Here is a 22,739-nt window from a genome sequence, read left to right on the forward strand (position 1 = left end):
GACGCGTAGACCAGGTGTTTGCCGTTGTACGTCACGGTGGTGAAGTCCTTGAGCGAGAGCCACCCGTTCGCGGGCTGCGCCAGCACACCCGTCGACGACCACCGGTACGCCGACGGAAGAGAGCACGTGCCGTCCGGCGGCGTCGCCGGCAGGCCGGTCCACTTCTGGTCACTGCCGCCGTCGCACGTCCCGATCTGCACCGCCGTGCCGTTGGCCGTACCGGCACCCGCGGCCTCCAGGCACAGCCCGGACTCCACTCCGACGACCGTGCCGTCGGAGTTCACCCGCCACTGCTGGTTCGCACCGCCGGAGCAGGCCCAGATCTGCACCCGGGTACCGGACGAGGTGGCGTGGCCCGGGACATCCAGGCACTTGTTGCCGTACACGGTCAGCTGTTTGCTGTCCGTCGACGTCCACTGCTGGTTGGTCCCGCTCCAGCAGTCGTAGATCTGTAGGTACGTGCCGTCGGTCTGGCTGGCTCCCGGCACATCGAGACACCGGTTCGAACCAACGCCGCGTAAGGCGCCGCTGGCGGCTGCCTGAGCCGGGATGGCGACGAGCATCGCCGCCAGCGCGGCCAGGACCGCCACAGCGGCGAGCACCACGGACGGTCGTCCGGGGCTGAAACTTCCTCTGTGCATGGGGAGTTCCCCAACCTTGAGTAGACGGTTCCGGTGGCCTCGTCAGAGGTTGACCGGGCTTGTTGACGCAGTGCGGTGGGCGGTGGGCCGGTGCCGGCCCCGTTCAGGGCGTGGCCGGCTCGGACCGCGTGACGCGGACCGAACCACCGAGCGCCCGGGTGGCATGGTTGAAGAGCGCGAACCGGTAGCCCATGAAGAACCGCCAGTCGTCGCCCATGGAGAAGGCGGGTCCGAGCCGGGTGAACGTGACGCCGTCGGTGCTGTAGGAGAACGTCCCCTGACGTGCCGCGCCGGGGCGGATGTCCGCGCTCGCGCGCAGCCGGAGACGGCCGCCCGAGGCGGCGACGCGGGAGGCTCCCGTCGCCGGGAGGAGCACACCGGCGGCGAGGCCTGTGGCGGCGGCCGGCGCGCGACGCCGGGGGAAAGGCCGACGAGACCATGACATGCGCATACGGCAGGCTCCTTGCGGCTCGGCGTTCGAGGAGATGACCCGGAGATGCCTTGCTGTGCGATGGAGCTACCACGACATGTTCGTAATGCCGAACAATGGTCGGTTTATCGAGCAACCTAGATGATAAGGAACCGGCGAACGACGTCAATACCTCTCGCACGTGTCACCGCCGGCACCGTCGCCGATTCCGCAGGACCCATGCGGCCCGGCCGGTCGCGGCCGGCCGGGCCGAGACGTGTCAGTGGCGCCGCTGACCGGCCTGGAGCTCGAAGTACCCGCAGCTGTTGTCGGCCGGGTTGGCCGTGACACCGGGAGCGACGATCTCGTCGACGGCGTCGAGCACGTCGGAGGACAGGGTGACGTCGGCGGCGGACAGGAACGCCTCCATCTGCCCCATGGTGCGCAGGCCGATGACCGCGCACGACGTCGAAGCGGGCGTTGCGTACGAAGCGGGGCCTGACCTCGTCGTTTGCCGATCCGGAGGAGCACCGTGCGCGCGGCACTCGTGTACGCAGCGCTCGTGCACGCGGCCGGTGCCGGGCCATGGCCGCGTGCGCGGCGCTCAAGGTGCTGGTGCGGCCGTGAGCAGGCAACCTGTGATCAATGCGATGGGCGTCTCGGCGCGGGTGGGCGCCACCGTGCCCGCCGTCCGGGCGCGCACCGCGACCGAGGCCCGGGAAGCCGCCGAGGGAACTGGTGCCGACACCATGATCACCACCGCACAGCGCACGTCTTCGCCCACGGCGGAGCGGCCGGGCGGGACCCCGGCCCACGCGACGCTGGTCCTCACGGTCGTCTGCGTCAGCTACTTCATGGTCGTCCTCGACAACTCGATCGTCTTCACCGGCCTGCCGCAGCTCCGCTCCACCCTGGGGTTCTCCGAGACCGGCCTGTCCTGGATCACCAACGCCTACGTCCTGGTCTTCGGCGGACTGCTGCTGCTGGGCGCCCGGACCGGCGACCTCTTCGGCCACCGCAGGGTCTTCCTGCTCTCCCTCGCCGCCTTCTCCCTGACCTCCCTCCTGGTGGGCGCCGCACAGACCCAGTGGTGGCTGATCGGCGCCCGGGCGCTCCAGGGCGTCGGCGCCGCCGTCCTGGCCCCGTCCGCGCTGTCGCTGCTCACGTGCGGCTTCGCCGAGGGCCGGGCCCGCAACCGGGCGATGGCCGCGTACAGCGCCGTCACCGGCCTCGGCGCCGCCCTCGGCCTGGTCGTCGGAGGGCTGGCCGCGGACCTCGTCTCGTGGCGGGCCGGGTTCTTCCTCAATGTGCCGGTCGGCGCCCTGATGATGGTCATGGCCCTGCGATACCTGCCCGAGACCGAGCGCCGGGGCGGCCGTTTCGACGTGGCCGGGGCACTGCTGGCGACCCTGGGCTCGACGGCCCTGGTCCTGGGCATCGTGAACACCGCCGAATTCGGCTGGACCGCCCCCGCCACCCTGATGCCGCTGGTGGCGGGCGTAGCGCTGCTGTCCCTGTTCGTCGGGGTGGAGCGGCGGGCCGCGCAGCCGATCGTGCCCCTGCGGCTGTTCGCCAGCCGGGAGCGCGGCGGCGCCTACGTCACCCGGATGCTCTACATGGGCGCGATGATGGGGTTCTACTTCTTCACCGCCCAGTTCGTGCAGAGCGTCTACCACTGGACGCCGCTGGAGACCGGTCTCGCGTTCCTGCCGATGACGCTGGTCAGCTTCGCCCTCGCCCTCCAGGTGCCCCGGCTCCTGGAGCGGGTGGCACGGCCGCTGGTCCTCGTGTCCGGGGTCGCTCTGACCGCGGTCGGCATGGCATGGCTGAGCCGTCTCGGCCTGCACACTCCCTATCCGACCGGTGTCGCCCTGCCGATGGTGCTCATCGGCGCCGGGCAGGGCCTGGCGCTGGCTCCGCTGACCTCCAGCGGCGTCGACGGTGTCGCCCCGGCGGACGCGGGCGCCGCCTCCGGCCTGGTCAACACCGTCCACCGGATCGGCAGCGCACTGGCCCTGGGCATCCTGGCCGCCGTCGCCGGGACCGTCTCCACCGGCCACTCGGCCGCCGACATCGCGGCCCGCTCCGGAGCGGCCCTGACCGGCTCCGCCGTCCTGCTCGCCCTGGCCGTCGCGACGGTTTCCCTCCTCATCCTGCCCGCACGGGCACCCCGCACCGAAAGGTCCCCCTGATGCGGACCCTCACCCTCAACAACGGCGTCCAGATGCCCGCCCTCGGGCTCGGTGTCTTCCAGACCCCGCCCGACGAGACGATCGCCGCGGTCACGGCCGCGCTGGAGACCGGCCGCCGCGGCGGCCCCGAACCCGAGGCCGTCACCCTCGCCGACTTCGGCCGCGCCATCCCCGAAGCCTGACGCCCGCCCCGTCCTGTCCCGTCCCGCCCCGTCCACGGAAGGTGAGAACCATGACCACCTGCTATACGTCGCCGGGGCGCACCGACAGCCGGCCCGCACCTGATGACGTGTCAGGGCGCGGTCCGCGTAGGCGGATTTCACCGCCAGGCGGTACAGCGGGCCGGGAACGTCGGGGCTGCCGATGACGGATGCCGCGGTCAGCCAGGACAGCGTGTGCGTCCGGACGAGGGGCCTGGGCCCGGCACCGGCGACGAGCGCGGCGAGCTGGTCGTCGAGGATGCGGCGGGCTGACGGCCCGGTGTCCGCCACCTGTCCGAAGAGGACGATGCTGCCGGCGGCCTCACGGTTCAGCAGCAGCTCGCTGTACAGGCGGGCTGCCCGGGTACCGGGTGCGGAGTTGCGCTCCGCCCAGGTGCCGTAGGCGCCGACGAGCCGGGTGAACGTGTCGCGGTCCAGGTCCTTCCAGGACCACGCGGCGCGGAAGGAGAGCACGGAGGGGGGCGGTTCCGGCAGGTCCCGGAACCAGAAGCGGGTGACGATGCCGAAGCTGCCGCCTCCGCCGCCGGTGTGCGCCCACCACAGGTCGCGGTGCGGATCGTTCTCCTCGCGCGTGGCGACCACCGCACGGGCCCGCCCGGACCTGTCCACGACGACCACTTCCACCGCGTACAGGCAGTCGACGGACAGACCGTGCAGACGGCACAGCGTGCCGTAGCCCCCGCCCGGCACGTGACCGCCCAGCCCCACGCCAGTGCACCACCCTGCGGGCAGGGTCACGCCCCAGCCGACGTACAGATCCCGGTACGCCGCGCCGAGCCCGCCGCCCGCCTCGACCATGAACGCCTCGCGCTCCTCGTCGTACCGGACGGCCGTCATCCGGGACAGGTCCACGATGACGCGGACGCTGTCGTTGTCCACGAAGTCCTCGAAGCCGTGACCGCCGCTGCGGGCCACGACGTGCCGGCGCCGGCGTACGGCCTCCTGCACCGCGTGGACGACTTGGGCGGTCGTGGTGGGGAGGTGGATGCGGCGGGGGTGGCCGCTGAAGCGTCTGTTGTAGCCACGGGCGGCGAAGGCACCGTAGCGGGGGTCGCCGGGTCCGAGGACGATGTCGGCCCGCGCCGGCGACGCTGTTCGGGCATGGGCGGCGGACGTCGGCAGTGGACAGGCCGCCCCCGCCGTGGCCGCGCCGACGGCAGCGGTGCGCAGGACGGTGCGTCGAGTGTGCTCCGGCATGGCTCGCTTCCCTTCCGCGGGATGCTGGGATACGCGGCAGAGCACGCAGGCCGCTGCCGACAGCTCCGACGGTAGGAAGCCCCGGACCGGCCGGGAATCCGGCTGGCCGGTGCCCCGAGGGAGACCCAGCCCCCTTGCCGCCCCGGCTCCTGGGCTCGCCGTCCCACCACTGGGGCCGCCCAACAGACCGGGCGTCGCGGGCGACGGAATCCGGCGGGCGACACGGCCGGACACCGTCCGAAATCAGATCGGCAGGTCGTCGGGCAGCACCCGGAACACCTTGTGCCGGCCCAACGGGCGCACGGCCCGGAAATCTCGCCGGTCGAGCGTGAGCACCGCGTCGGTGTCGTACTCGGCGGCAAGGGCCACGTTCACCGCGTCCGCGAGGTCCAGGTCCAGGTCGCGATACCGGGCGCGCACCGACTGGGCGACACCCAGGTGGTCCTCCGTGATCCCGGGCAGAACGACACGGCCTCGTCGTGCCCAATGGCGGATGTCGTCGACCGCGCTGAGCGCCGCTTCACGGCCGAGCTCGCGCGTGGCCACGTGGTCGATCTCCGCGAGCAGCAGCGGGGACATCACCAGAAGCCCGGCAGCCATGATCGCCTCGTTCGACGCCTGGTGCTCGGGGTGGGCGGAGTCGAGCGCGGCAAGCAGCCCGGAAGTGTCCGCGATCACGACGATCACGCAGCGGTACCGGTCCCGGTCTCGCGGCTCACCGCATCGGCGACAGCGTCACGCACGTCGTGCTTGTCGGGGGTGCGGCCCTCTCCCCGGAAGGTGCGCGAGAAGAGGGGCTCGTCCCATACGCGGTTGGCCATGGCCGCGAGATGGATGCCCTGGCGAATGATCTCCGCCTCGCTGATACCGCGCCGCTTGGCGGCCTCTTTGATGATCGAGAGGTCTTCCGGATCAGCATAGACATTGGTGCGTTTCATGGACATGTACCAAAGCTAGCACATGTACCACATTGATGTATGCCCGCTGCGTCCGGGCATCATACGAGCGTCACGGCCGCGTCCGCCTACCACCCTTGATCAGCTCGCTTCGGTCAGGGCCGCGTGCGCGGCGGCGAGGATCTCCTCGGAGAGCGGGGAGCCCTTGGTGGCACGGGACAGGACCAGCGCTCCGAACAGCGTGCAGAGCCGGACGATGCCGTCCCGGTCGTCACCGTCCAGGAAATCGGCGAAGTCGGCCACCCCCTCGGCGTAGACGCGACGGGCCTCGGATCCCCCGCCCTCGCGCGCGATGTCGGCGGCGAGGGCTGCGACCGGGCAGCCGTCCGCCGGGTCGTCGCGGTGCTCGACGGAGAGGTAGGCGTCGATCAGCGCCCGCTGGGCGGCGGCGCGCTGCCCGTCGTACTGGTCGAGCCCGGTGCTGTGGCGTTCGGCAAGCTCGGCGAAGGCGTGGGCGGTGGCCTCATCGACGAGCGCCTCCTTGGAGGCGAACTGCTTGTAGAAGGCGCCGTGGGTCAGACCGGCCGCCTTCATCAGGTCGGCGACGCTGACGTGCGTGCCCTGCTCCCGGAACAGCCGGGAGGCGGTGTCCACCACCCGCCTGCGATTTTCCTCCGCCTGCGCCTGCGATACGCGGCCCATGACCACCTCCCGATTGGATGTCGACTGGCATCTATCGTAAGCCCATGTTTAGATTGGATGCATAATCTAAATGCTTGCGGGTGGCAGACGGCCCCCGCCACAACGCAGGAGCGAACATGGAACTCAAGGACGCGGTCGCAGTCGTCACCGGCGCCAACCGGGGCTTCGGGCGGCACCTGGCCGCCCAGCTCGTCGAGCGCGGCGCCAAGGTGTACGGCGCGGCCCGACACCCCGAGACGGTCGACGTGCCGGGCGTCACACCGCTGCGACTGGACGTCACGGACGAGGCATCGATACGCGAGGCCGCACGCATCGCATCCGACGCGACACTGCTGATCAACAACGCGGGCGTCTCCACCGGCGCGACGCTGATCGGAGGCGACGTGACCGAGGTGCGCCGGGAGATGGAGACCAACTTCTTCGGCCCGCTCGCCGCGACCCGCACCTTCACCCCCGTCATCGAGGGCAACGGCGGCGGTGCCGTGCTCAACGTCCTGTCCGCCCTGTCCTGGTTCCACCCGGCAGGGCTCGGCTCCTACGCAGCGTCCAAGGCCGCCGCGTGGGCGCTGAGCGACGCGACCCGTGAGGAGCTGGCACCGCGCGGGATCACCGTCTCGGCGCTGCATGTCGGCTACATGGACACCGACATGGCCGCCGGCGTGCCCGCCGACCAGAAGGTCGCCGCCGCCGACGTCGCGGCCCAGGCCCTGCGGGGCATCGAGGCGGGCCTGCCCGAGATCCTCGCCGACGAGACCAGCCGGTACGTCAAGCAGAGCCTGTCCGCGACGCCCCAGCCGACCGCGGACTGACGCTCACCCCTCCACCCCGGCGCGACCACCTTCACGCACCTTCACGCAAGGACACCTCATGCGTTACACGACTTTCGGCCACCGGACCGGACTGCGCGTGTCCGAGTACGCGCTCGGCACCGCGAACTTCGGTACCGGCTGGGGCGCGGGCGCCGAGCCCGACGAGGCACGCCGGATCTTCGACCGGTTCGCCGAGGCCGGCGGCACCTTTCTCGACAGCGCGGACGGCTACCAGTTCGGCGAGTCGGAGGAACTGACCGGAAAGCTGATCTCCGCCGACCGCGACCACTTCGTCCTGGCCACGAAGTTCGCCCTCGGCGCCGCCCCGCAGCCGGACGTCTCCAAGACCGGCAACAGCCGCAAGAACATGGTCGCCTCGGTCGAGGCCAGCCTGAAGCGCCTGAACACCGACCACATCGACCTGCTGTGGGTGCACTTCCCCGACGAGCTCACCCCGATGGAGGAACTCCTGCGCGGACTCGACGACCTGGTGAGCGCCGGAAAGATCCACCACGCCGCGCTGTCCAACTTCCCCGCCTGGCGCGTCTCCCGCGCGGTAACCCTCGCGGACCTGAAGAACTGGGCCCCGATCGTGGGCATCCAGCACGAGTACAGCCTCGTCGAGCGCACCGCCGACCGTGAGCTCCTGCCCATGGCCGAGAGCCTCGGCCTGGGTGCCGCCCTGTGGTCCCCGCTCGGCGGCGGACTGCTCACCGGCAAATACCGCACCTCCGCCGAGGGCCGCCTGAGCGACCTGGGAATGGTCATCCACACCGAGACCACCGGCCAGAAGACCGCCGTCGTCGACACCGTCCTGGCGACCGCCGAGGAGACCGGCGTGACGCCCGCCCAGGTGGCGGTGGCCTGGGTGCGCGAGCGCGCCACGCGTTCCGTGGCCGCGCTCGTCCCGATCATCGGCCCGCGCAGTCTCTCCCAGCTCGACGGCTACCTCGGCGCCCTCGACGTCCAGCTGACCGACGCGCAGTACACCCGCCTGACCGAGGTCAGCGCAGTGCCGCTCGGCGTGCCCCACGAGGGGATGGCCGCCTCACTGGACCGCCTCCAGGGAGGCGCCGCCGACCGCGTCACCGCCCCGGTCGTGCCGGTGGCCTGACAGGTGAACGCGGCTGAGGACGTGGTGCGCCCGCGCCCCGGCCAGGAGAGCGACACAAACTGTCCCGTACGGGGAGAAGTCCGGGCACGCAAAGCGCCCGGCCTTTCACGGACGGGGAACGAACGGAGACAACGATGAAGGCGTTTACGGTCGAGCACTACGGCGACCAGGCCGGGATGCGCGCTGCCGACATGCCGGACCCCCAGGCAGGTGCCGACGACGTCCTGGTCAAGATCCACGCGGCGGGCGTCAACCCGCTGGACCTCAGAATCCGCAACGGGGACTTCAAGGCGTTCCTGCCCTACCGTCTCCCGCTCGTTCTGGGAAACGACCTCGCAGGAACGGTCGTCCGGGTCGGGCCGTCCGTCACCCGCTTCGCGGTGGGCGACGAGGTCTACGCCCGGCCCGACAAGGACCGCATCGGCACCTTCGCCGAACTCATCGCCGTTCACCAGGACGACCTGGCACCCAAGCCCGCCACGCTCACCATGGCCGAGGCCGCCTCCCTTCCCCTGGTCGCCCTGACCGCATGGCAGGCCCTGGTAGAGCGGGCCCACGTACAACCCGGCCAGAAGGTCCTCGTCCACGCGGGCGCCGGCGGCCTCGGCTCCATCGCCGTCCAGCTGGCCAAGGCGCTCGGCGCGCACGTGGCCACCACCGTGAGCACCGCCAAGGTCGCCCTGGCCAGGGACCTCGGCGCTGACGTCGTCGTCGACTACCGCACGCAGGACTTCGAGACCCTCCTCGACGACTACGACGTCGTCCTGGACAGCCTCGGTGGCGACAATCTCGCCAGGTCCCTGCGCGTCCTCAAGCCCGGTGGCGTGGCCATCAGCGTCGCGGGCCCGCCCGACCCGGCCTTCGCCCGCGAACTCGGCCTGAACCCGGTCCTGCGCCTGGCCATGACCGCGCTCAGCTTCAAGACCCGTCGCCAGGCCAAGCGCCTCGGAGTGACGTACCGCTTCCTGTTCATGAAGGCCAGCGGCGACCAACTGCGCGAACTCACCCCCCTCATCGACACCGGGAAGATCCGTCCCGTCGTCGACCGCGTCTTCCCGTTCGAAGAGACCCTCCAGGCCATGGAGTACCTCGAGAAGGGACGGGCGAAGGCCGGCAAGGTAGTCGTCTCCATGGTGTAGGGCCGACAGCATCGGGTGACCTACGAGCGCCGGTCCGTCCACTCGACCCGCTACACAGAGGGAAACAGTCCGAGAAACCCACTCAGACCACAAACCCGCAGCTCAGGACCCCTTCCCCGTCGGTTCCAGGATCGCCACGCACTCCATGTGCTGCGTCATCGAAAAGCTATCGGATTGAGCAAGTCTCGGAAAGTCGCAGGTCAGAGGCCATTTCTCGGCTCGTTATCCAGTCGGCAGGAGCCCAGAGCGTCAAACGAGCGTCATGACGCACAGCACATCCCTCCTCTCCGGAACGGAACAGGTTGCCACGGCCAAGTGGCCCAGCAGGGCTCATTGGCCCGGCAGGCGCGCTTGCGGGCTTTCGGGCTGACCGGCTGGCGCACCCGATGAAGCCGGGCCCTCTGCAATCCATCGACAACGCTAGGGCCTCGGTCTAGTCACTGGAGTCCCCCTGACCTGCGCCGACCTGGATCGGTTGGCAAACGAAGTTGCCGGGTTTGCTTACGAGTTGGTGCAGTCTGCACGGTGCAACACCGCAGTATCCGCAGGTTGAAACGCTGCTTGGTGTGCGTCGGGCTGAAGGAGGAACTTCACGCCGTCCCGAAGATCACATGTGTCACGCGCTGGGTCCCGGCGGAGCTAGCCGCCGGGGTCCCCGACCCGGAGATCATCGAAGCTGCCCAGAGTGACGAACGCATTTCCATTGCCTTGTGTCCGTCCCTCCACGCCAAGCTCTACCGTGCCGACGGCCGCTGTCTGGTCAGCTCCGCCAACCTGACCGACAAAGCCACTGGACGTGTACCGAACGCCAACGTGGAACTGTCGTTGAAGGTGCCGATACTTCGCCGCTCACGCCGGCCGGCTCCAACTCAGCCTCGCGGCGATCGATCTGCCGGCCTGGTCGGGCGGCCTGCCGCTGGACGGGAAGCAGGCCACTGCCCATACGAAGAACAACGGCTGCGGTGCGAAGTCCAGGGTGTCAAGTTCCTCCCGCCCGTGCGCGACAGAACGCTCATCGCCGCGGTTCGGGCGCTCTGGGCCGGGACGTCTTCACATGTCGTCGGATCGCCTCTCGGATCCTTGCGCCCGGTCCCGGGCGGCGAGGTCGCGCAGGCGCGCAGTTGTGCCGTTGCGCTGTGCGCGGCGCAGGCCCCGTTTGGCCAGCAGGCCGTTGGCCACGGTCGTGACCATCCTGTTCTGCGGCGCTGTCATGCCCGTCGATGTGTGGGGTGCGTAGAGGGCCTGTCCGTCCTCGACGGTCAACCAACCGGTGACGGTGCGCATGCTCACGCCGACGCACTGCGGTTGGAAGCTGTGGGCGAGGAATCCCGCTCGGCGGCCGCCGGGTGGCAGCAGTTCGGACGATGCGGAGAGGCGCAGGCCGGTCTCGTCGTGTCCGGTGACCGTCACCGGGAGGATGACGGGGTGGCCGTCAGCACCCTGGTAAGCCAGCAGGCGATGAGGAAGGGCGGCGATCTGCCGGGCGAGCTTCGCGGCGGGTGTCCGCGGGGTCGTGCCGTTCCTCGGCGGTTCCTGTTCGGCGGGATGCCCCGGCCAGGAGGCGCCCGCCACGGTTGCACGTCCACTCGCCGAGAGATCGGGCCAGACGGCGATGCGGTCCGGGTGGACATCGACGAAGACCCGGTTTTGGTGGTACTCGCGAAGCAGCCAGTCCCATACGCCTCCGCGCCTGATCCGCCCGAGGAACGGCTCGGAGGCGTCCATCAGCCCCGCCAGTCGCTGCGCCGAGGGCTGAAGGTCCACCTCCGCTCGGCCCTGGGCGAGGACGTAGTGGCTGTGGGTGGCGAAGCCGTGCTCGCGGGTGTGATAGGCGAGACAGACGCGTGGGTCGCGCAGGATGCGTTCCAGTTTCTTCGGGAAGCCCAGCGAGGTGGTGAAGCTGACCTCGTTGGCCGCCCGGTCCGCGAGCCCTACCGGTGAGACGCTGGTGACCACCGCGCCTCCGGCCGGGGTGAGGTAGGCGGCAGCGACGGTCAGGTCGCCCTTGAATGCCTCGTAAGCCGTGTCCGGCCATGGGAGCCGAGTGGAGCTCACGAGCCGTCGCCTCGCAGGACTCGCAGGTCGGCCGCGGCCTGGCTGCGCAGGGCGGGGAGCAACGACTTCACCGGGGGTGGCATGTTCACGAGCATCGACTCCACCTCGGCCGGCGTGCCGGCTTCATCGAGGAATCCGATCATCAGATGCCCGGCCACCGGGGGTGTGCTGGCGATGACTCGCTGGGCGAACTCCTCCCACTGCGCGGGTGTGATGCGCCGCAGGGCGGGGAGCAACAGGGGTTCCTCGTGGGCCAGGTGGTCACGCACGCTGTCGCGCACCGCGACGGCCGCCTTGCGCAGTGCGTGCCGGCTGTCGCCGCTCAGGCTCTCGCCGCTGGGGCCTTCCGTAGCGGTCAGATCGACGGAGGCGAGGCGGTCGAGTGCCCTGTCCAGTTGGTCGTGTTCTTCGCTGAGTTCGTCGAGTGCGCCCTTCGTGTCCGGCGCCGCTGCCAGGATGAGCGGCCACAGCCATGCGTCTTCGGTCTCATGGTGGTGACGCAGGTTCGCCACGATGAAGTCCCTTAGCTGCCCGAGTGCTTGACGCGGCACGGAGGATCGGCCGACGGCGTCGACGAGCAGTCCGGTAGCCAGTCTGTGTGTCTCATGGGCGAGCCGCGTTTCCACGATGGCTTGCGCGTCGGACTCGGCATGCATGGTCATGTGTGCGGAACCTTCGCGTAGGAGTGCACGGTCTTCCGGGCAGGCCCCAAGACCCTGAACCGCTCCGGCGGGACGAGGGGAAGAGACTTCGGTTGCCCGTGAGGTCTCCATTTCAAGTTACATGCTCTGCAATGAAGTTATCCACTCTGGCGTCGGGTAGGCTGCCGACATGCCCGATCGGACTCGGAGCTATCGGTCAGCACGACGTGAGCAAAGCGCGGCTCAGACCCGACAGGACATCCTGGAGACCGCGCGCGACCTTTTCATCACGCATGGCTATGCGCAGGTGACGATGGGGCAGATCGCTCGCTCGGCCGGTGTCGCGACCAAGACGCTTTATGCGAGCGTGGGCACCAAGACTCAGCTGCTGCACGCTCTTCTGGCCGTGGACGTGGCGGATTCGAAGACCACCGGGCTGCATGACGAGGTACTCCGAAGCAAGGACCTCGCCTCCGCGATGACCTGCCTGGCGCACGGAATCCGCGGCAACACCGAACGCTTTGCCGCATCCATAAACCTGCTCCACTCCTCCATGGCCAGCGATGACAAAGCGCGGCAGGTGTGGGAGTACGTCGTCGCGCAGTACCGCCAAGCGCTGCGCGACATCGCGCAGCACCTGGTCGCCCTCGGTGTGGTGGCTCCTCATCTCGACGTGGACGGTGCGGCGGACCGCCTGTGGCTCTGCTTCGGACTGTCGGCTTGGCGATCGCTTGTCGTCGACTGCGGCTGGAGCTATGACGACGCGGAACGTCTGCTCGCCCGCCAGGCGGTGAGCATGCTCGAAGACCCCGGCCCGGCATAGGCGGGACGGGGGACCCGTCGAGCTGCCGCACAGGCTACGGCCTCAACGGGAGCGTCTGGGGCCGCAACGGCGCCGAGGCCCGAAAGGTCGCGGCCCGTGGCTGTTCGAGGCCGGTCCGGAGGTATCCGGCCATGGGCCTGGAGCCTTCCCACCGGCGACATGGCCCACCTACCCCGCGCCGGCGCCAGTCTCTTCGGGTCAACGGTCCTGGAACGTGTCCAGGGCCACGGCCTGGGCGACGGCCAGGCGGGGGTCCGGCCCGGGGATGAGGATGTCGACCACGTAACGGTCCCGCAGACCCCACTTCCTGTCCACCTTCAGCACCTGCTTGCCCCCCGTCTCGAAGTCGAAGTGGTACGGCCACAGGAACGGCACCGAATCCAGCGGCAGGAAGTCCCAGACGCGGCGGAGCACGGCCACGAACCGGTTACGCTCCCGGCCGACGGCGGACGAGAATCCGGGCTGGTCCAGCACCCAGGTCGAACGCACCAGGGAGGCGATGTCCTTCTCCTCGAAACTGCCGAGAAGGCCGCCCTCCGCGTCCCACACGTCGTAGCCATCACCGGCGCCGCGAAGGCCGCGCTCCTCGATGGTGAACAGCACGCGGGTCCCGGAAAGGCCGGCGTGGAAAATGATCTTCTCCTCGAGCGAAAATCGCTTCACCTCGGCGCAGGCCAGGACCTCGCCCTCCGAGCCGTCCGGCATCAACTCGCTCACGGTGTAACGGCTGGCCTTGAGACGGTTCTCCTGCCGGACGGTGAAACGTCTGCCGGTCCACTGTCCCGCACTGTCCACTGTTCCGCTCCCGAAGCCGTCGTTCCCTGTGCCGCCGCTGAGTGCGTCCGGCGGAGCCATCGTCACCGGACCGCCCGCCCTGCGGCAGTCTCCATAGGTCGTCACCCGTAACGACCAAAGAGGGCAGGAATCCCAGGAACCGAGGCGCCCCGACCCCCCTTCGTCGCGCGCGACCGCACCGAAGGAAGGATGCGGGCGTCAGAGGGCAGCCCTCTATCGTCTGCACGTGGATGTTGCAGAAACTCCCCGTACCGGGCCGTCGTTCCGCTTCCGTCTCGCCGCCGCCTCCCCCTGGCCCCGGAGGCGGATCGTCGGCGAGGCCGTGCTCACGCCAGTGCTCTCCGGGATCGCAGGCATCCTTCGCACGGCGGAGACCGGCTCCCTGGTACAGGGCGGGGCACTGGCCCTGGTCGTCGCCGTACTGTCCCTGGCGCGTCGTGCCCTGCCCGCGTCGGTACTGCTGGTCGCGTCAGCCCTGGCCGGCACCTTTCCCGGTGCGTTCGTCCTGCTGCTCTGCGCCGGCTGGTCCGCCGGCAGCCGCATCGAGCGCCCGGCGCGGGCACTGGCCGCGTTCACGGCCGGTCTCGTGTTCCACCTTGTCGCCGGCGTGGCCACCGCACCAGATGAAGACCTCGGACTGTCGGTGCTGGTGACCGTCGCACTTACCGGGGGTTCGTTCCTGGTGCTGGCGGTGGTGCCCGGTTTCGCCGCCCGGTACCGTGCCCAGCGGCACGCCCTGATGGACGCCCTACGGCGGCACAACGCCCAACTGGTGCGCGAACGGGCGATGGTGGCGCGCCAGGCGCGGCTGCTGGAGCGGCAGCACATAGCCCAGGACATGCACGACAGCCTTGGCCACCAACTTGCCCTGATCGCCGTGCACACCGGGGCACTGGAGGTGGACCCGGAGCTCAACGGCCGCCAGCGGGAAGGTGTGGGCGTCCTCCGGGAGGCATCCAGATCGGCGATGCGGGAGCTGCGCGAAGCCGTGGGCATCCTGCGCAATGACGCGGAGATGTCCGGGCCCGGTCCGCAGGGAGCCGGGCCCTCCTCGGACCGTGCCGCGGTTTCTGTCGAAGGGCTGGTCGCGTCGTCGCGGGCGGCGGGCGCGACAGTGGAACTGCACCGCTCCGGCGCCCAGCGGACCCTCACCCCCGCTGTCGACCGGGCGGCGTACCGCATCGCTCAGGAGGGACTGACCAATGCGCACAAGCACGCGCCGGGCGCCCCGATCACGGTCGCGCTGCGTTACGAACCGGACAGCCTCGTAGTCGAGGTGGCGAACGGCCCAGTACCGGCCGGGGTTCCGGCTGCACTCCCCGCGATCAGCGGTCAACAGGGGCTGACGGGCCTGCGGGAGCGGGCCCGTCTGGTCGGCGGCATGGTGCACACCGGCCTCACCCCCGGCGGGGGGTTCCGCCTCGCCGGTGTGCTGCCGTACGCCGGTGGCGAGCGGCAGTCCCCTCCGGGCGGCGCGACTTCGGTGGCTGCGGACGACGACTTCCGAGGGCAGATCGGCGGGGCATCGGCGGGAAATGGTGGTGGCGTCCTCGAACGCTCCGTACCGCACAAGGAGTTCACCGCCATCATGAGCAGCAAGAAGAACGCCGCCCTGGGGTGCGCTGCCACCGCCGTGGTCCTCGTCGTGGGCGTCGGCGCCCTTCTGGTGTGGGGGGTGTCGAAAGGGATCGACGAGTTGGAGAAGGGGGCCATACCGGCGAGTGTGTACGAGTCGGCTCGAGTCGGCGAGGCCGAGGCGGACCTGCGCGGGAAGTTGCCGGAAGGCGGCTCGTTGCTCACCGACGGCGTGGAGAAGCAGGGGCCTGCGCTGCCCGATGACGCGGCCTGCGAACACTTCGTGGACGACGAGAAGGACATCGTCTACCGGTTCTGCTTCCGCGGCGGGAAGCTCGCCTCCAAAGTGTCCTACACGTGGAGCCCCTGACCCGAGGTCTGTGACCGCGCTCCCGGCCGGATCGGGCATGATGAGCCGGCCTGTTGTCCGCCTGTCACACCGATCCCGCGCAGGAGACCGCATGATTCGGGTTCTCATCGCCGACGACGAGCCGCTCATCAGAGCAGGCATCAGAATGATCCTCACCTCCGCCGGGGACATCGAGGTCGTCGCAGAGGCACGGGACGGCCGGGAGGCGGTGGACACCGCCCGGAGCACCGCGGTCGACGTGGCCCTGCTGGACATCCAGATGCCCGTGATGGACGGGCTGACCGCGCTGGCCGAACTGGGCCGTGCCGCGCCGGGGGTACGGGTGCTGATCCTGACGACATTCGGGGAACGTGACAACGTCCTGCGGGCGCTCGGCCACGGCAGTGCGGGCTTCCTGCTGAAGGACACCGCCCCGCAGGAGCTGATCCACGCAGTCCGCGCGGCGGCGGCCGGCAACGCATACCTGTCCCCGGCCGCCACCCGCCACGTGGTGGACACCCTCGCCTCCCCCACCGCCACCGTGCGTGGCGAGGAGGCGCGCCGCCGCCTGGCCGGGCTGACCGCTCGCGAACGCGAGGTGCTGGCCCTGCTCGGCGAAGGACTATCCAACGCGGACGCCAGCGCCCGCCTGCATATGAGCGAGGCGACGGTGAAGACCTACGTCAGCCGCGTCCTCACCAAGCTCGACTGCGACAACCGGGTCCAAGCGGCGCTCCTGGCCCGCGACGCGGGTCTGGAGCCGTGCGCAGAGTGAACCTCAGCGCCCCGGCAAACCGTACGTGGAACGGATCCCCGAACTCACCCTCAGAGGTGAGCCCCGTGAACCGGACTACCCGGATGCCGAGGTCCTGCTCACCATCGTCAATGCGGTACGCCATTGCCGACCGGTTCCGGTCCAGCACGTCGACCGCGACGGACGCCGTACCGACGCAGAGCCCTTATTCCGTTACCGTCGTATTGCTGCGGGCAGTGGCAGCCGTTCGCCTGCCGGTTACCGCCGCGATTGAGCCGGCGGTGCTGCTTGTTTCCGGACGAGTACTCCACTGGGCTCGCTCCGCACAACGCAGGTTAAGAGTCCGCAAGGTGGGGACGGTGCGGAGCTGGTGACCGCGACGCTCTCGTAGCGATCACCTTAGTGGCTACTACGGGCTGCACCTGGCGGCAGCTGCCAACTGTGTTCGGTCCGGCCGGCCAACTGTCTACCGACGCTTCACCCTCCGGAGCCAGGAACGGGTCTGAGCCCGGCTCCGCCGCGTTGTCCTCGACGAGCTGGGGTCCCGAGCGGAGTTGGACTGGTGGCGGTGCGCGGTCGACTCGGTCAGCGGGGCCGCAAAAGGGAGCCTTTGACCGGACCGAATCCGACCGATCACAGCAAATTCGGTACGAAGATCTACCAGCGCCAAGGCTCCGGCCCCCGGGGTGTGAGGGCGATCCGTTACCCCTGGGGCCGGATCGTCACGAGTTTCAGCCAGCCGGGCAGAAGGCGTCCGTCTTCGGCATCTTCCCGTCGACGAGGTAGCGCGTGGTGGTGTTCAGCGCGCAGGGGTCGTCGCCGTACACATAGACCCCGTGACCGCTGTCGTCCACGCCGACCAGCCGGGACCGGTCCGCGAACTTCTGCCGCAGCAGCTTCCCCCCGACGTGCGGGGTCGGCACGTCGCGCAGGTTCTGGACGAGCAGGATGTTGCGCGGCCCGTCGTCGTCGATCGCCACCGGCTTCTCCGCCCGGAGCGCGCACCGAGCGGCTACAAGCGGTACGACGTACGGCACCTGGTCCGGCTGATGGGCATCCGCCGGCTGACCGATCTCGGCGTGCCGCTCTCCGACACCCCCACGGTGGCCGCCGCCGACGCGCGGTCCAAGGAGATCCCGCGCGCCCTGGACGCCGAACTCGCGGCGAACATCGAGCGCCAGCAGCACATGCGCCGCCAACTGGCCGCGATCCTGGAGGACGGGGCCTCGCTCGGCCTGCCCGCGTGCTTCGGGGCCGCCGCCACGCTGCCCCAGGCCCAGCAGGACCTCCTGGTGGCGTCCTCGAGCGTCCTCACGCCGACGGCGATGTCCCTCATCCGGGACCAGTACACGCGCCCCGGGACAAGATGGACGAGGAGTTCGAGCACCTGTCGGCCGACGCCCCCGAGGACGTGCGCCGCAGACTGGCGGCCCACCTGGCGCCGCGGTCCGGGCCCAGCGCGCGGACCGGACCGCCCTCACGGACCTGGACGCCGCGTCCCGCCGCAGCGGGAAGCTCACCCGGTCCGTCGTCCCCCAGTCCGTGGCGGCGTTCTACAACGAGGCCCAGCTCGACGTCGTGCGCCTCCTGCACGGCCTCCTCCAGAAAGAGGAGGCTGAGAGGGGCGGGACGGGTGAGACGATGCGTGCTTCGAACAGCGCATCACCCGCGCACTCAAGGCCCTCGTTGAGGCGTGCAAGCCCGTGACGCTCGGTACCTTGCGGTGCGAGCTGGAAGGGCTGCCGACGTTCGGGCGGCAGTCGCGCGCGGTTGACGACCGCGGCGCCTCGGTCAACGACCGCAGCGTGAACGAGGTGCTGTGGTGAGCGACGTCCCCGACGCGGTCTTGCCGCTGCAGGCCCTTCCGGTGGCAGCACACCTGGGGCGCCGGTAGCCATCTGACGAGTTCGTGCACGGTAGGCGGTGAGACATCGAGCCTCGGCCGCCGCGAGCACATGAGCGACGCCATCCAAGCCGTCGCCGGCCTGCTGTCTCACCAGCAGACCGTGGACCTGAAGCCGACAGGGCAGACGTGAACCCAGATCACACCGAAGCTCACGACGTCTCACCGCCTACCCGTGCACGAGCTCGTCAGGCGTCGCGACCGAGCCGGAATCATCTCCGTTCGGCGATGCCGGTGGCCGCCAAGTCGCGCCGTGAGCAGAGCCCCAGCTTGGCAAACACATTGGATAGGTGATGCCCGACGGTGCGGTCGCTGATCCGCAGACGGGCCCCGATCTCGCGGTTGGTCAGATCGCCGGCGGCAAGCTGGGCCACCCGGCGTTCCTGTGTCGTCAGCGTTGCCATGCCCGTGCCGGCGGCGGTGGCACGGCGTGCGGACGCCATGATCAGACGCTGCTCACGCCGGGCCCGCTCGAGCATCGGGAGCGCTCCCAGTGCGTGGAACGTCTCGGCAGCGGCGTCGAGCTGCTGGCGGGCGTCTCGGCGCCGCCGCTGTCGCCGCAACCACTCGCCGTAGAGCAGACGGGCCCGTGCGTGGTCGAACGGGCGCCGGGACGCACCGGGCATGTCCAGCGCCGCCCGGTAGGACCGTTCGGCGGCGGGTTCGTCCAGCAGTGCGCGTGCCAGGTGCGCTGCGAAGCTCGCCCAGTGCGCGCCGGTGCGCCGTAGCCAGGCGTCGAGCGCCTCGGCGCGGCGCTGGCCGATCTCCGGCCGCCGCGCGTGCACGGCGGCCTCGATCGTGTCCAGGCTTGCCAGCAAAGCGACGATCGGATGTGCTGCCTCGTGCCCGTGCTCGTCCAAGCGGGCGAGCAGGTCGAGTGCGGCATCGGCGCGACCGGCCGCCAGAGCGGCCATTCCACGGTTCCAGTAGGCCGAGGCGCTGACCGCACGGTCGCGGCGCGGCCTGGCCAGCTGCAGGGTTCGAACGGTCAGATGGTCGACGCTGCGGCCGTCACCGCGGGCGGCGGCGAGCCACCCGAGGCAGTTCCGGCACTCCGCAGCGATGTGCTCGGCACCGATTCGCTCGGCCGACGCGAGCCCCTCGGCCGCGGCGTCCTCCGCAGCGCCCCACCGGCCCGCGGCGATGTCGAGTCGCGCGATCCGAGCCAGCGCCGCAGCAAGCGAGGTGCCATCGGCGTGACGGCGGTGCCTGCGGACAAGGGCGTGCACGGCATCGGCGAGTGGCTCGTCGAGACCCCACACCAGTCCGAGCGGCGACGCCGGGAGCAGCTGCGACTCCACCCGGGAGATGTGCGCCATGACGTCACCGAGTTCTGCCGACGACGCTGCCCGTGCCGGGTCCATCGCTGGCCCCCACCACGTCCGGACGATCGGGAGGACCTCGGGCAGCCCAGGGGCCGTCAGCCCCGCGAGACGAGTGAGGGACTCACCGACGAGGTCGTCGCGGGCCGCGGACCATCCCGCGTGCAGGGCAGCGGCGCCGAGCTCCACTCTCATGCGCGGATCGTCGAACGCGGCGATGTCGCGACTGATCGATCGGTGGGCTCGTTCCAGAGACCCCTCGGCGAGTTCGAGTACCCCGCGCAGGCCGCGGCTGGCGCGGGTGGCCAGAACCTCGTCGGTCAGGCTCCGGGCATCGGCCAGCAACCGACGCGCCATCGTGGCGTCGCCGCCGTGCCAGGCGGCCACGGCCGCGCCGGCGAGCCTGCGGGTCGCAGCGGCCGGGTCGGCGGACAGCTCGGCGGCCCGCCGCAGGATCGGTACCGCGCCGACGCCCGAGGGCACCGTCTGCTCGAGCAGTCCGGCGATCTCCTCGTCGACGTCGTGAACGGTCGCGGCCCGGTGCCAGACATGCCCGCGACTGCCCGGGGGAAGCGCGGCGGCCAGGGTCCGGTGGGCGTTCCTGCGCTCAGACGGGGAGGCGCTCGCGTAGACAGCGGCCCGGACCACCGGGTGCCGTAGCGCAGGCCGGTCGGGCGTCCCGGCGAGCAGACCCGACCGGATCGTCTCCTCCCAGACCGGCTCCTCGGCGTCGCGGGAACGTGCTGACCGTGCGAGCGTGAGCTGATCACCGTCGGCACGAGCCGCGGCCATGAGCACGACGAACTCGCGTGCCGGGGTCGGCAAGGTCTGCAGGCGCTCGGCGAAGCCCTTACGCAGCCGGGGCCCCACGGGCACCGTGCCGGCGGCAAGATCGTCGATTGGTATAGGCAGCTCGTGCAGTGCCAGCGGGTTGCCCCCGCCTGCTTTCACCGCGCGGGTGACCTCGGGGCCGTCGAGGCCGGGGTGGGCGGCGGCGACCAGTTGGGCGGCATGGTCGTCAGCGAGAGGACTCACCGCGAGCGGATCGACCCCCTCCCACGATCCGCCGGCGGGCGCGTCGTGGCCGGCGACCAGGACCACCACCGGATCGGTCCCCACCCGCCGGGCGACGAATCCGAGCACGAACTCGGTCTCCGCGTCGAGCCGGTGTGCGTCGTCCACGACGATCAAGAGCGGGCGGTCGACTGCCAGCGCCGACAACAGGGACAGGACCGCCACGGCGGTGAGCGACCGGCCCGCTCCGGTGACCTCCCCTGCGAGCACGCCTCGCAACGCTGCCGCCTGGGACACCGGAAGAGTCGCGATCAGGTGCTCGACCGGCCGGAGCAGCGTGTCCAGGCCGGCGAAGGGGGTCCCGGACTCGCACCGTGCGGGCTGTACCGCCAGCGGGGCGAAATCGGGAGACGCCGCCGTGACGTGGTCGAGAAGTGCGGTCTTGCCGATGCCCGGCTCACCCCAGAGCACCAGGGCGCCACCGGTGCCACGGCGGGCTCGGTCGAGCACCTCGGTCACGGCAGCGATCTCTGCCTGTCGTCCGACGAGCGGAGCCGGAGCACCGGTTGCCCTCATCGCGTCCTCTCAGCCGTGACCATCTTCCGGCCCCAGAGGTCCGTGCCGTACCGTCCGAGGTCGGCGGGATCGTCCGACGCCCCGACGAGAACGCCGACCCCGTGCACGAGCGCGATGCCGGTGAGCACCGCTCGGATGCTGATGAGCGCATCCTCGGGCCCCTGCTGCGGCAGTGCCACCCCACCGAGCCGGGTCCCGTTCGGTGGTGCCGACCTGTCCGTGACTGGTGTGCGCATGCTCAGCGGCCTGCCGCAGGCGCTTCTAGGCCCGCAGACCACGGGTCCGAGTACCTTGACCGATGGCCCCGCCGCCGCGGGTAGGGTCGGGTCCCGTTCGTCGATCGCCGAGGACGAGCTTGCGCAAAGAGCACGCCGAACCGCTGCCACGGCACGGGCAGCGTATGGACGAGGCGCTCGCCGCGAGCGCACGCCGAGGTCGGCGCCGCGGGGCAATGCGCCGGTCGAGGCGGCGGTGGCCGTGGTCATGGCGATTCCTCCGAACCGGGGCGGACGCCCTTAGGGAGTGGGTCTCAGGAAGGCGAGCAGGGCGGCGTTGACCTCGTCGGCGTGAGTCCACAGCAGCCCGTGCGGGGCGCCGTCGATCTCCACGTACTGCGCGTCGGGCAGGGCCCGGCGGAAGCGGTGGGCCGTGACTTCGATGGGGAGGATCCGATCGGCGGTGCCGTGCAGGATCAGGGCCGGCGTGCCGCTGGCCCGGACGGCCTCGACGTCGGCGCGGAAGTCCTCGATCCACGAGGAGACGACAGCATGGGCGGCCACGGGGGCGCTGGAGATGGCGACGTTCCAGCTGGCTGTGACCGTCTCCTGGCCGATGCGGATGCCCAGGTTCTCGTCGAGGTTGTAGAAGTTGGAGAAGAACTGCTCGTACCAGGCGTAGCGGTCGCCCTTGGCCGCGGCCTCGATGCCGTCAAAGACGTCCTGGGGCACGCCCTCCGGGTTGTCGTCCCGAGCGACGAGGAAGGGCCCCAGGGAGGCCAGGAAGGCGAGCTTCACGACCCGCTGGTGGCCGTATCGAGCGATGTAGCGGGCGAGTTCGCCGGTGCCCATCGAAAACCCGACGAGGACGACATCGCGCAGGTCCAGGGTCTCCAACAGGGCATTCAGGTCGGCGGCGAAGGTGTCGTAGTCGTAGCCGGTGCCGACCTTCGACGAGTGGCCGAAGCCGCGGCGGTCGTAGGTGATGACGCGGTAGCCGGCGGAGAGCAACTCGCGCGTCTGGCGCTCCCAGCTGTGGCCGTTGAGCGGGTAGCCGTGGATGAGGACGACGGGCTGACCCGCGCCTTGCTCCTCGTAGTAGAGCTCGATCGGCGTGCTGTTCTCGTTCCCGATGGTTACGTGGCCCATGATCTTTTCTTTCCGAGGGTGGCGTGCCTGCTATTGACCGACGAGCCGCCGTACCGCGATCGTTGTCGCTTCGGCGATGGTGGCGTTGCCGGCCGTGGACTCCGGGTCGGCCGGGTCGGCGTAGACGGCGAGACCGGCGGCGCGCGGTCCGCGAACAGCACGATCCCGACGTCGTTGTGCTCGCCCTGTGCTCCGGTCCCGGTCCTGTCCACGATCAGCCTCCCGGCTGGCACGCCGGCGAGATCGGT

Annotated in this window: 21 protein-coding genes and 4 pseudogenes; 10 read left to right on the top strand and 15 right to left on the bottom strand. The window is 70.4% G+C overall.

Annotation, left to right across the window (positions count from 1 at the left end; translation table 11 throughout):
* The 3 genes and pseudogenes from ACWGJ2_RS35375 to ACWGJ2_RS35385 all read right to left on the bottom strand — a co-directional run.
* The coding region (locus ACWGJ2_RS35375) for a non-reducing end alpha-L-arabinofuranosidase family hydrolase (protein ID WP_453350459.1) at window positions 1-641 on the bottom strand (641 nt) is incomplete at its 3' end.
* Between the two features lie 103 nt (window positions 642-744).
* Window positions 745-987, bottom strand: a pseudogene (locus tag ACWGJ2_RS35380) (xylosidase); the annotation flags it as partial.
* Between the two features lie 343 nt (window positions 988-1,330).
* Window positions 1,331-1,480: a hypothetical protein gene (locus ACWGJ2_RS35385; protein WP_453350460.1), complete on the bottom strand. Its 150-nt coding sequence runs from the start codon at window positions 1,478-1,480 to the stop codon at window positions 1,331-1,333.
* A gap of 193 nt (window positions 1,481-1,673) precedes the next feature.
* Between ACWGJ2_RS35385 and ACWGJ2_RS35390 the strand changes: the two genes are divergently transcribed.
* Window positions 1,674-3,242 carry an MFS transporter gene (locus tag ACWGJ2_RS35390; protein WP_453350461.1) on the top strand — a complete coding sequence of 523 codons (1,569 nt, stop codon included), beginning with the start codon at window positions 1,674-1,676 and terminating at the stop codon, window positions 3,240-3,242.
* 842 nt (window positions 3,243-4,084) lie between these two features.
* Here the strand turns inward: ACWGJ2_RS35390 and ACWGJ2_RS35395 are convergent.
* The 4 genes and pseudogenes from ACWGJ2_RS35395 to ACWGJ2_RS35410 form a co-directional block, all read right to left on the bottom strand.
* Window positions 4,085-4,660 (bottom strand): annotated as a pseudogene (locus ACWGJ2_RS35395) (FAD-binding protein); the annotation flags it as partial.
* Window positions 4,661-4,903: 243 nt separating this feature from the next.
* A complete protein-coding gene (locus tag ACWGJ2_RS35400) occupies window positions 4,904-5,347 on the bottom strand; it encodes a PIN domain-containing protein (protein WP_453350462.1) in 444 nt (147 codons plus the stop codon).
* Window positions 5,344-5,604: a ribbon-helix-helix domain-containing protein gene (locus ACWGJ2_RS35405; RefSeq protein ID WP_453350463.1), complete on the bottom strand. Its 261-nt coding sequence runs from the start codon at window positions 5,602-5,604 to the stop codon at window positions 5,344-5,346. The genes ACWGJ2_RS35400 and ACWGJ2_RS35405 overlap by 4 nt, the downstream gene beginning before the upstream one ends.
* A gap of 93 nt (window positions 5,605-5,697) precedes the next feature.
* Complete coding sequence (locus tag ACWGJ2_RS35410) at window positions 5,698-6,258, bottom strand: TetR/AcrR family transcriptional regulator (protein WP_453350464.1); 561 nt, start codon at window positions 6,256-6,258, stop codon at window positions 5,698-5,700.
* Window positions 6,259-6,374: 116 nt separating this feature from the next.
* On the opposite strand from ACWGJ2_RS35410, the gene ACWGJ2_RS35415 reads away from it, so the two are divergent.
* The 3 genes from ACWGJ2_RS35415 to ACWGJ2_RS35425 all read left to right on the top strand — a co-directional run bounded on the left by ACWGJ2_RS35415 (window position 6,375) and on the right by ACWGJ2_RS35425 (window position 9,320).
* Complete coding sequence (locus ACWGJ2_RS35415) at window positions 6,375-7,067, top strand: SDR family oxidoreductase (RefSeq protein WP_453350465.1); 693 nt, start codon at window positions 6,375-6,377, stop codon at window positions 7,065-7,067.
* Between the two features lie 58 nt (window positions 7,068-7,125).
* Window positions 7,126-8,181: an aldo/keto reductase gene (locus tag ACWGJ2_RS35420; protein WP_453350466.1), complete on the top strand. Its 1,056-nt coding sequence runs from the start codon at window positions 7,126-7,128 to the stop codon at window positions 8,179-8,181.
* Window positions 8,182-8,315: 134 nt separating this feature from the next.
* Entirely contained in the window at window positions 8,316-9,320 is a 1,005-nt protein-coding gene (locus ACWGJ2_RS35425; protein ID WP_453350467.1) for an NADP-dependent oxidoreductase, read from the top strand.
* A gap of 1,050 nt (window positions 9,321-10,370) precedes the next feature.
* Here ACWGJ2_RS35425 and ACWGJ2_RS35430 read toward each other — a convergent pair.
* Window positions 10,371-11,375 (bottom strand): hypothetical protein, encoded by a 1,005-nt coding sequence (locus ACWGJ2_RS35430; RefSeq protein ID WP_453350468.1) that lies wholly within the window; start codon window positions 11,373-11,375, stop codon window positions 10,371-10,373.
* Window positions 11,372-12,037, bottom strand: a complete 666-nt coding sequence (locus ACWGJ2_RS35435; RefSeq protein WP_453350469.1) for a hemerythrin domain-containing protein — start codon at window positions 12,035-12,037, stop codon at window positions 11,372-11,374. The genes ACWGJ2_RS35430 and ACWGJ2_RS35435 overlap by 4 nt, the downstream gene beginning before the upstream one ends.
* 169 nt (window positions 12,038-12,206) lie before the next feature.
* Here ACWGJ2_RS35435 and ACWGJ2_RS35440 point away from each other — a divergent pair, with 169 nt between their 5' ends.
* Complete coding sequence (locus tag ACWGJ2_RS35440; RefSeq protein ID WP_399984675.1) at window positions 12,207-12,839, top strand: TetR/AcrR family transcriptional regulator; 633 nt, start codon at window positions 12,207-12,209, stop codon at window positions 12,837-12,839.
* A gap of 198 nt (window positions 12,840-13,037) precedes the next feature.
* On the opposite strand, the gene ACWGJ2_RS35445 is transcribed toward ACWGJ2_RS35440, so the two are convergent.
* Complete coding sequence (locus tag ACWGJ2_RS35445) at window positions 13,038-13,634, bottom strand: hypothetical protein (RefSeq protein ID WP_453350492.1); 597 nt, start codon at window positions 13,632-13,634, stop codon at window positions 13,038-13,040.
* Window positions 13,635-13,860: 226 nt separating this feature from the next.
* Here ACWGJ2_RS35445 and ACWGJ2_RS35450 point away from each other — a divergent pair, with 226 nt between their 5' ends.
* Together ACWGJ2_RS35450 and ACWGJ2_RS35455 are read left to right on the top strand one after the other, a co-directional pair.
* A complete protein-coding gene (locus ACWGJ2_RS35450) occupies window positions 13,861-15,579 on the top strand; it encodes a sensor histidine kinase (protein WP_453350470.1) in 1,719 nt (572 codons plus the stop codon).
* A 91-nt stretch (window positions 15,580-15,670) separates the two neighbouring features.
* Window positions 15,671-16,333 (top strand): response regulator transcription factor, encoded by a 663-nt coding sequence (locus ACWGJ2_RS35455; RefSeq protein ID WP_453350471.1) that lies wholly within the window; start codon window positions 15,671-15,673, stop codon window positions 16,331-16,333.
* A gap of 224 nt (window positions 16,334-16,557) precedes the next feature.
* On the opposite strand, the pseudogene ACWGJ2_RS35460 reads toward ACWGJ2_RS35455, so the two are convergent.
* Window positions 16,558-16,644 (bottom strand): annotated as a pseudogene (locus tag ACWGJ2_RS35460) (transposase); the annotation flags it as partial.
* A gap of 37 nt (window positions 16,645-16,681) precedes the next feature.
* On the opposite strand from ACWGJ2_RS35460, the pseudogene ACWGJ2_RS35465 reads away from it, so the two are divergent.
* Window positions 16,682-16,973: pseudogene (locus ACWGJ2_RS35465) on the top strand (transposase); the annotation flags it as partial.
* A gap of 70 nt (window positions 16,974-17,043) precedes the next feature.
* On the opposite strand, the gene ACWGJ2_RS35470 reads toward ACWGJ2_RS35465, so the two are convergent.
* Window positions 17,044-17,292, bottom strand: a complete 249-nt coding sequence (locus ACWGJ2_RS35470; protein WP_453350472.1) for an alpha/beta hydrolase — start codon at window positions 17,290-17,292, stop codon at window positions 17,044-17,046.
* On the opposite strand from ACWGJ2_RS35470, the gene ACWGJ2_RS35475 reads away from it, so the two are divergent.
* Both ACWGJ2_RS35475 and ACWGJ2_RS35480 read left to right on the top strand, forming a co-directional pair.
* Window positions 17,221-17,931, top strand: coding sequence for a MerR family transcriptional regulator (locus tag ACWGJ2_RS35475; protein WP_453350473.1), 711 nt, complete (start codon window positions 17,221-17,223; stop codon window positions 17,929-17,931). The genes ACWGJ2_RS35470 and ACWGJ2_RS35475 overlap by 72 nt on opposite strands.
* 84 nt (window positions 17,932-18,015) lie before the next feature.
* Complete coding sequence (locus tag ACWGJ2_RS35480) at window positions 18,016-18,138, top strand: hypothetical protein (RefSeq protein WP_453350474.1); 123 nt, start codon at window positions 18,016-18,018, stop codon at window positions 18,136-18,138.
* A 289-nt stretch (window positions 18,139-18,427) separates the two neighbouring features.
* Here the strand turns inward: ACWGJ2_RS35480 and ACWGJ2_RS35485 are convergent, their stop codons facing one another.
* The 3 genes from ACWGJ2_RS35485 to ACWGJ2_RS35495 all read right to left on the bottom strand — a co-directional run bounded on the left by ACWGJ2_RS35485 (window position 18,428) and on the right by ACWGJ2_RS35495 (window position 22,491).
* A complete protein-coding gene (locus tag ACWGJ2_RS35485) occupies window positions 18,428-21,070 on the bottom strand; it encodes an AAA family ATPase (RefSeq protein ID WP_453350475.1) in 2,643 nt (880 codons plus the stop codon).
* Window positions 21,071-21,123: 53 nt separating this feature from the next.
* On the bottom strand, window positions 21,124-21,363 hold the full coding sequence (locus ACWGJ2_RS35490) for a hypothetical protein (protein WP_399984653.1): 240 nt from the start codon (window positions 21,361-21,363) through the stop codon (window positions 21,124-21,126).
* Window positions 21,364-21,642: 279 nt separating this feature from the next.
* Entirely contained in the window at window positions 21,643-22,491 is an 849-nt protein-coding gene (locus ACWGJ2_RS35495; protein WP_453350476.1) for an alpha/beta fold hydrolase, read from the bottom strand.
* Window positions 22,492-22,739: the final 248 nt, after the last annotated feature.

Source organism: Streptomyces sp. NPDC054796 (assembly GCF_053611545.1).

What these genes read in the sequence shown, in the direction of transcription:
- ACWGJ2_RS35440 (WP_399984675.1), top strand. Translation starts at nt 12,207, where the DNA reads ATGCCCGATCGGACTCGGAGCTATCGGTCAGCACGACGTGAGCAAAGC.
- ACWGJ2_RS35425 (WP_453350467.1), top strand. Translation starts at nt 8,316, where the DNA reads ATGAAGGCGTTTACGGTCGAGCACTACGGCGACCAGGCCGGGATGCGC.
- ACWGJ2_RS35410 (WP_453350464.1), bottom strand. Translation starts at nt 6,258, where the DNA reads ATGGGCCGCGTATCGCAGGCGCAGGCGGAGGAAAATCGCAGGCGGGTG.
- ACWGJ2_RS35490 (WP_399984653.1), bottom strand. Translation starts at nt 21,363, where the DNA reads ATGCGCACACCAGTCACGGACAGGTCGGCACCACCGAACGGGACCCGG.
- ACWGJ2_RS35420 (WP_453350466.1), top strand. Translation starts at nt 7,126, where the DNA reads ATGCGTTACACGACTTTCGGCCACCGGACCGGACTGCGCGTGTCCGAG.
- ACWGJ2_RS35385 (WP_453350460.1), bottom strand. Translation starts at nt 1,480, where the DNA reads ATGGAGGCGTTCCTGTCCGCCGCCGACGTCACCCTGTCCTCCGACGTG.
- ACWGJ2_RS35495 (WP_453350476.1), bottom strand. Translation starts at nt 22,491, where the DNA reads ATGGGCCACGTAACCATCGGGAACGAGAACAGCACGCCGATCGAGCTC.
- ACWGJ2_RS35435 (WP_453350469.1), bottom strand. Translation starts at nt 12,037, where the DNA reads ATGACCATGCATGCCGAGTCCGACGCGCAAGCCATCGTGGAAACGCGG.
- ACWGJ2_RS35455 (WP_453350471.1), top strand. Translation starts at nt 15,671, where the DNA reads ATGATTCGGGTTCTCATCGCCGACGACGAGCCGCTCATCAGAGCAGGC.
- ACWGJ2_RS35405 (WP_453350463.1), bottom strand. Translation starts at nt 5,604, where the DNA reads ATGTCCATGAAACGCACCAATGTCTATGCTGATCCGGAAGACCTCTCG.
- ACWGJ2_RS35415 (WP_453350465.1), top strand. Translation starts at nt 6,375, where the DNA reads ATGGAACTCAAGGACGCGGTCGCAGTCGTCACCGGCGCCAACCGGGGC.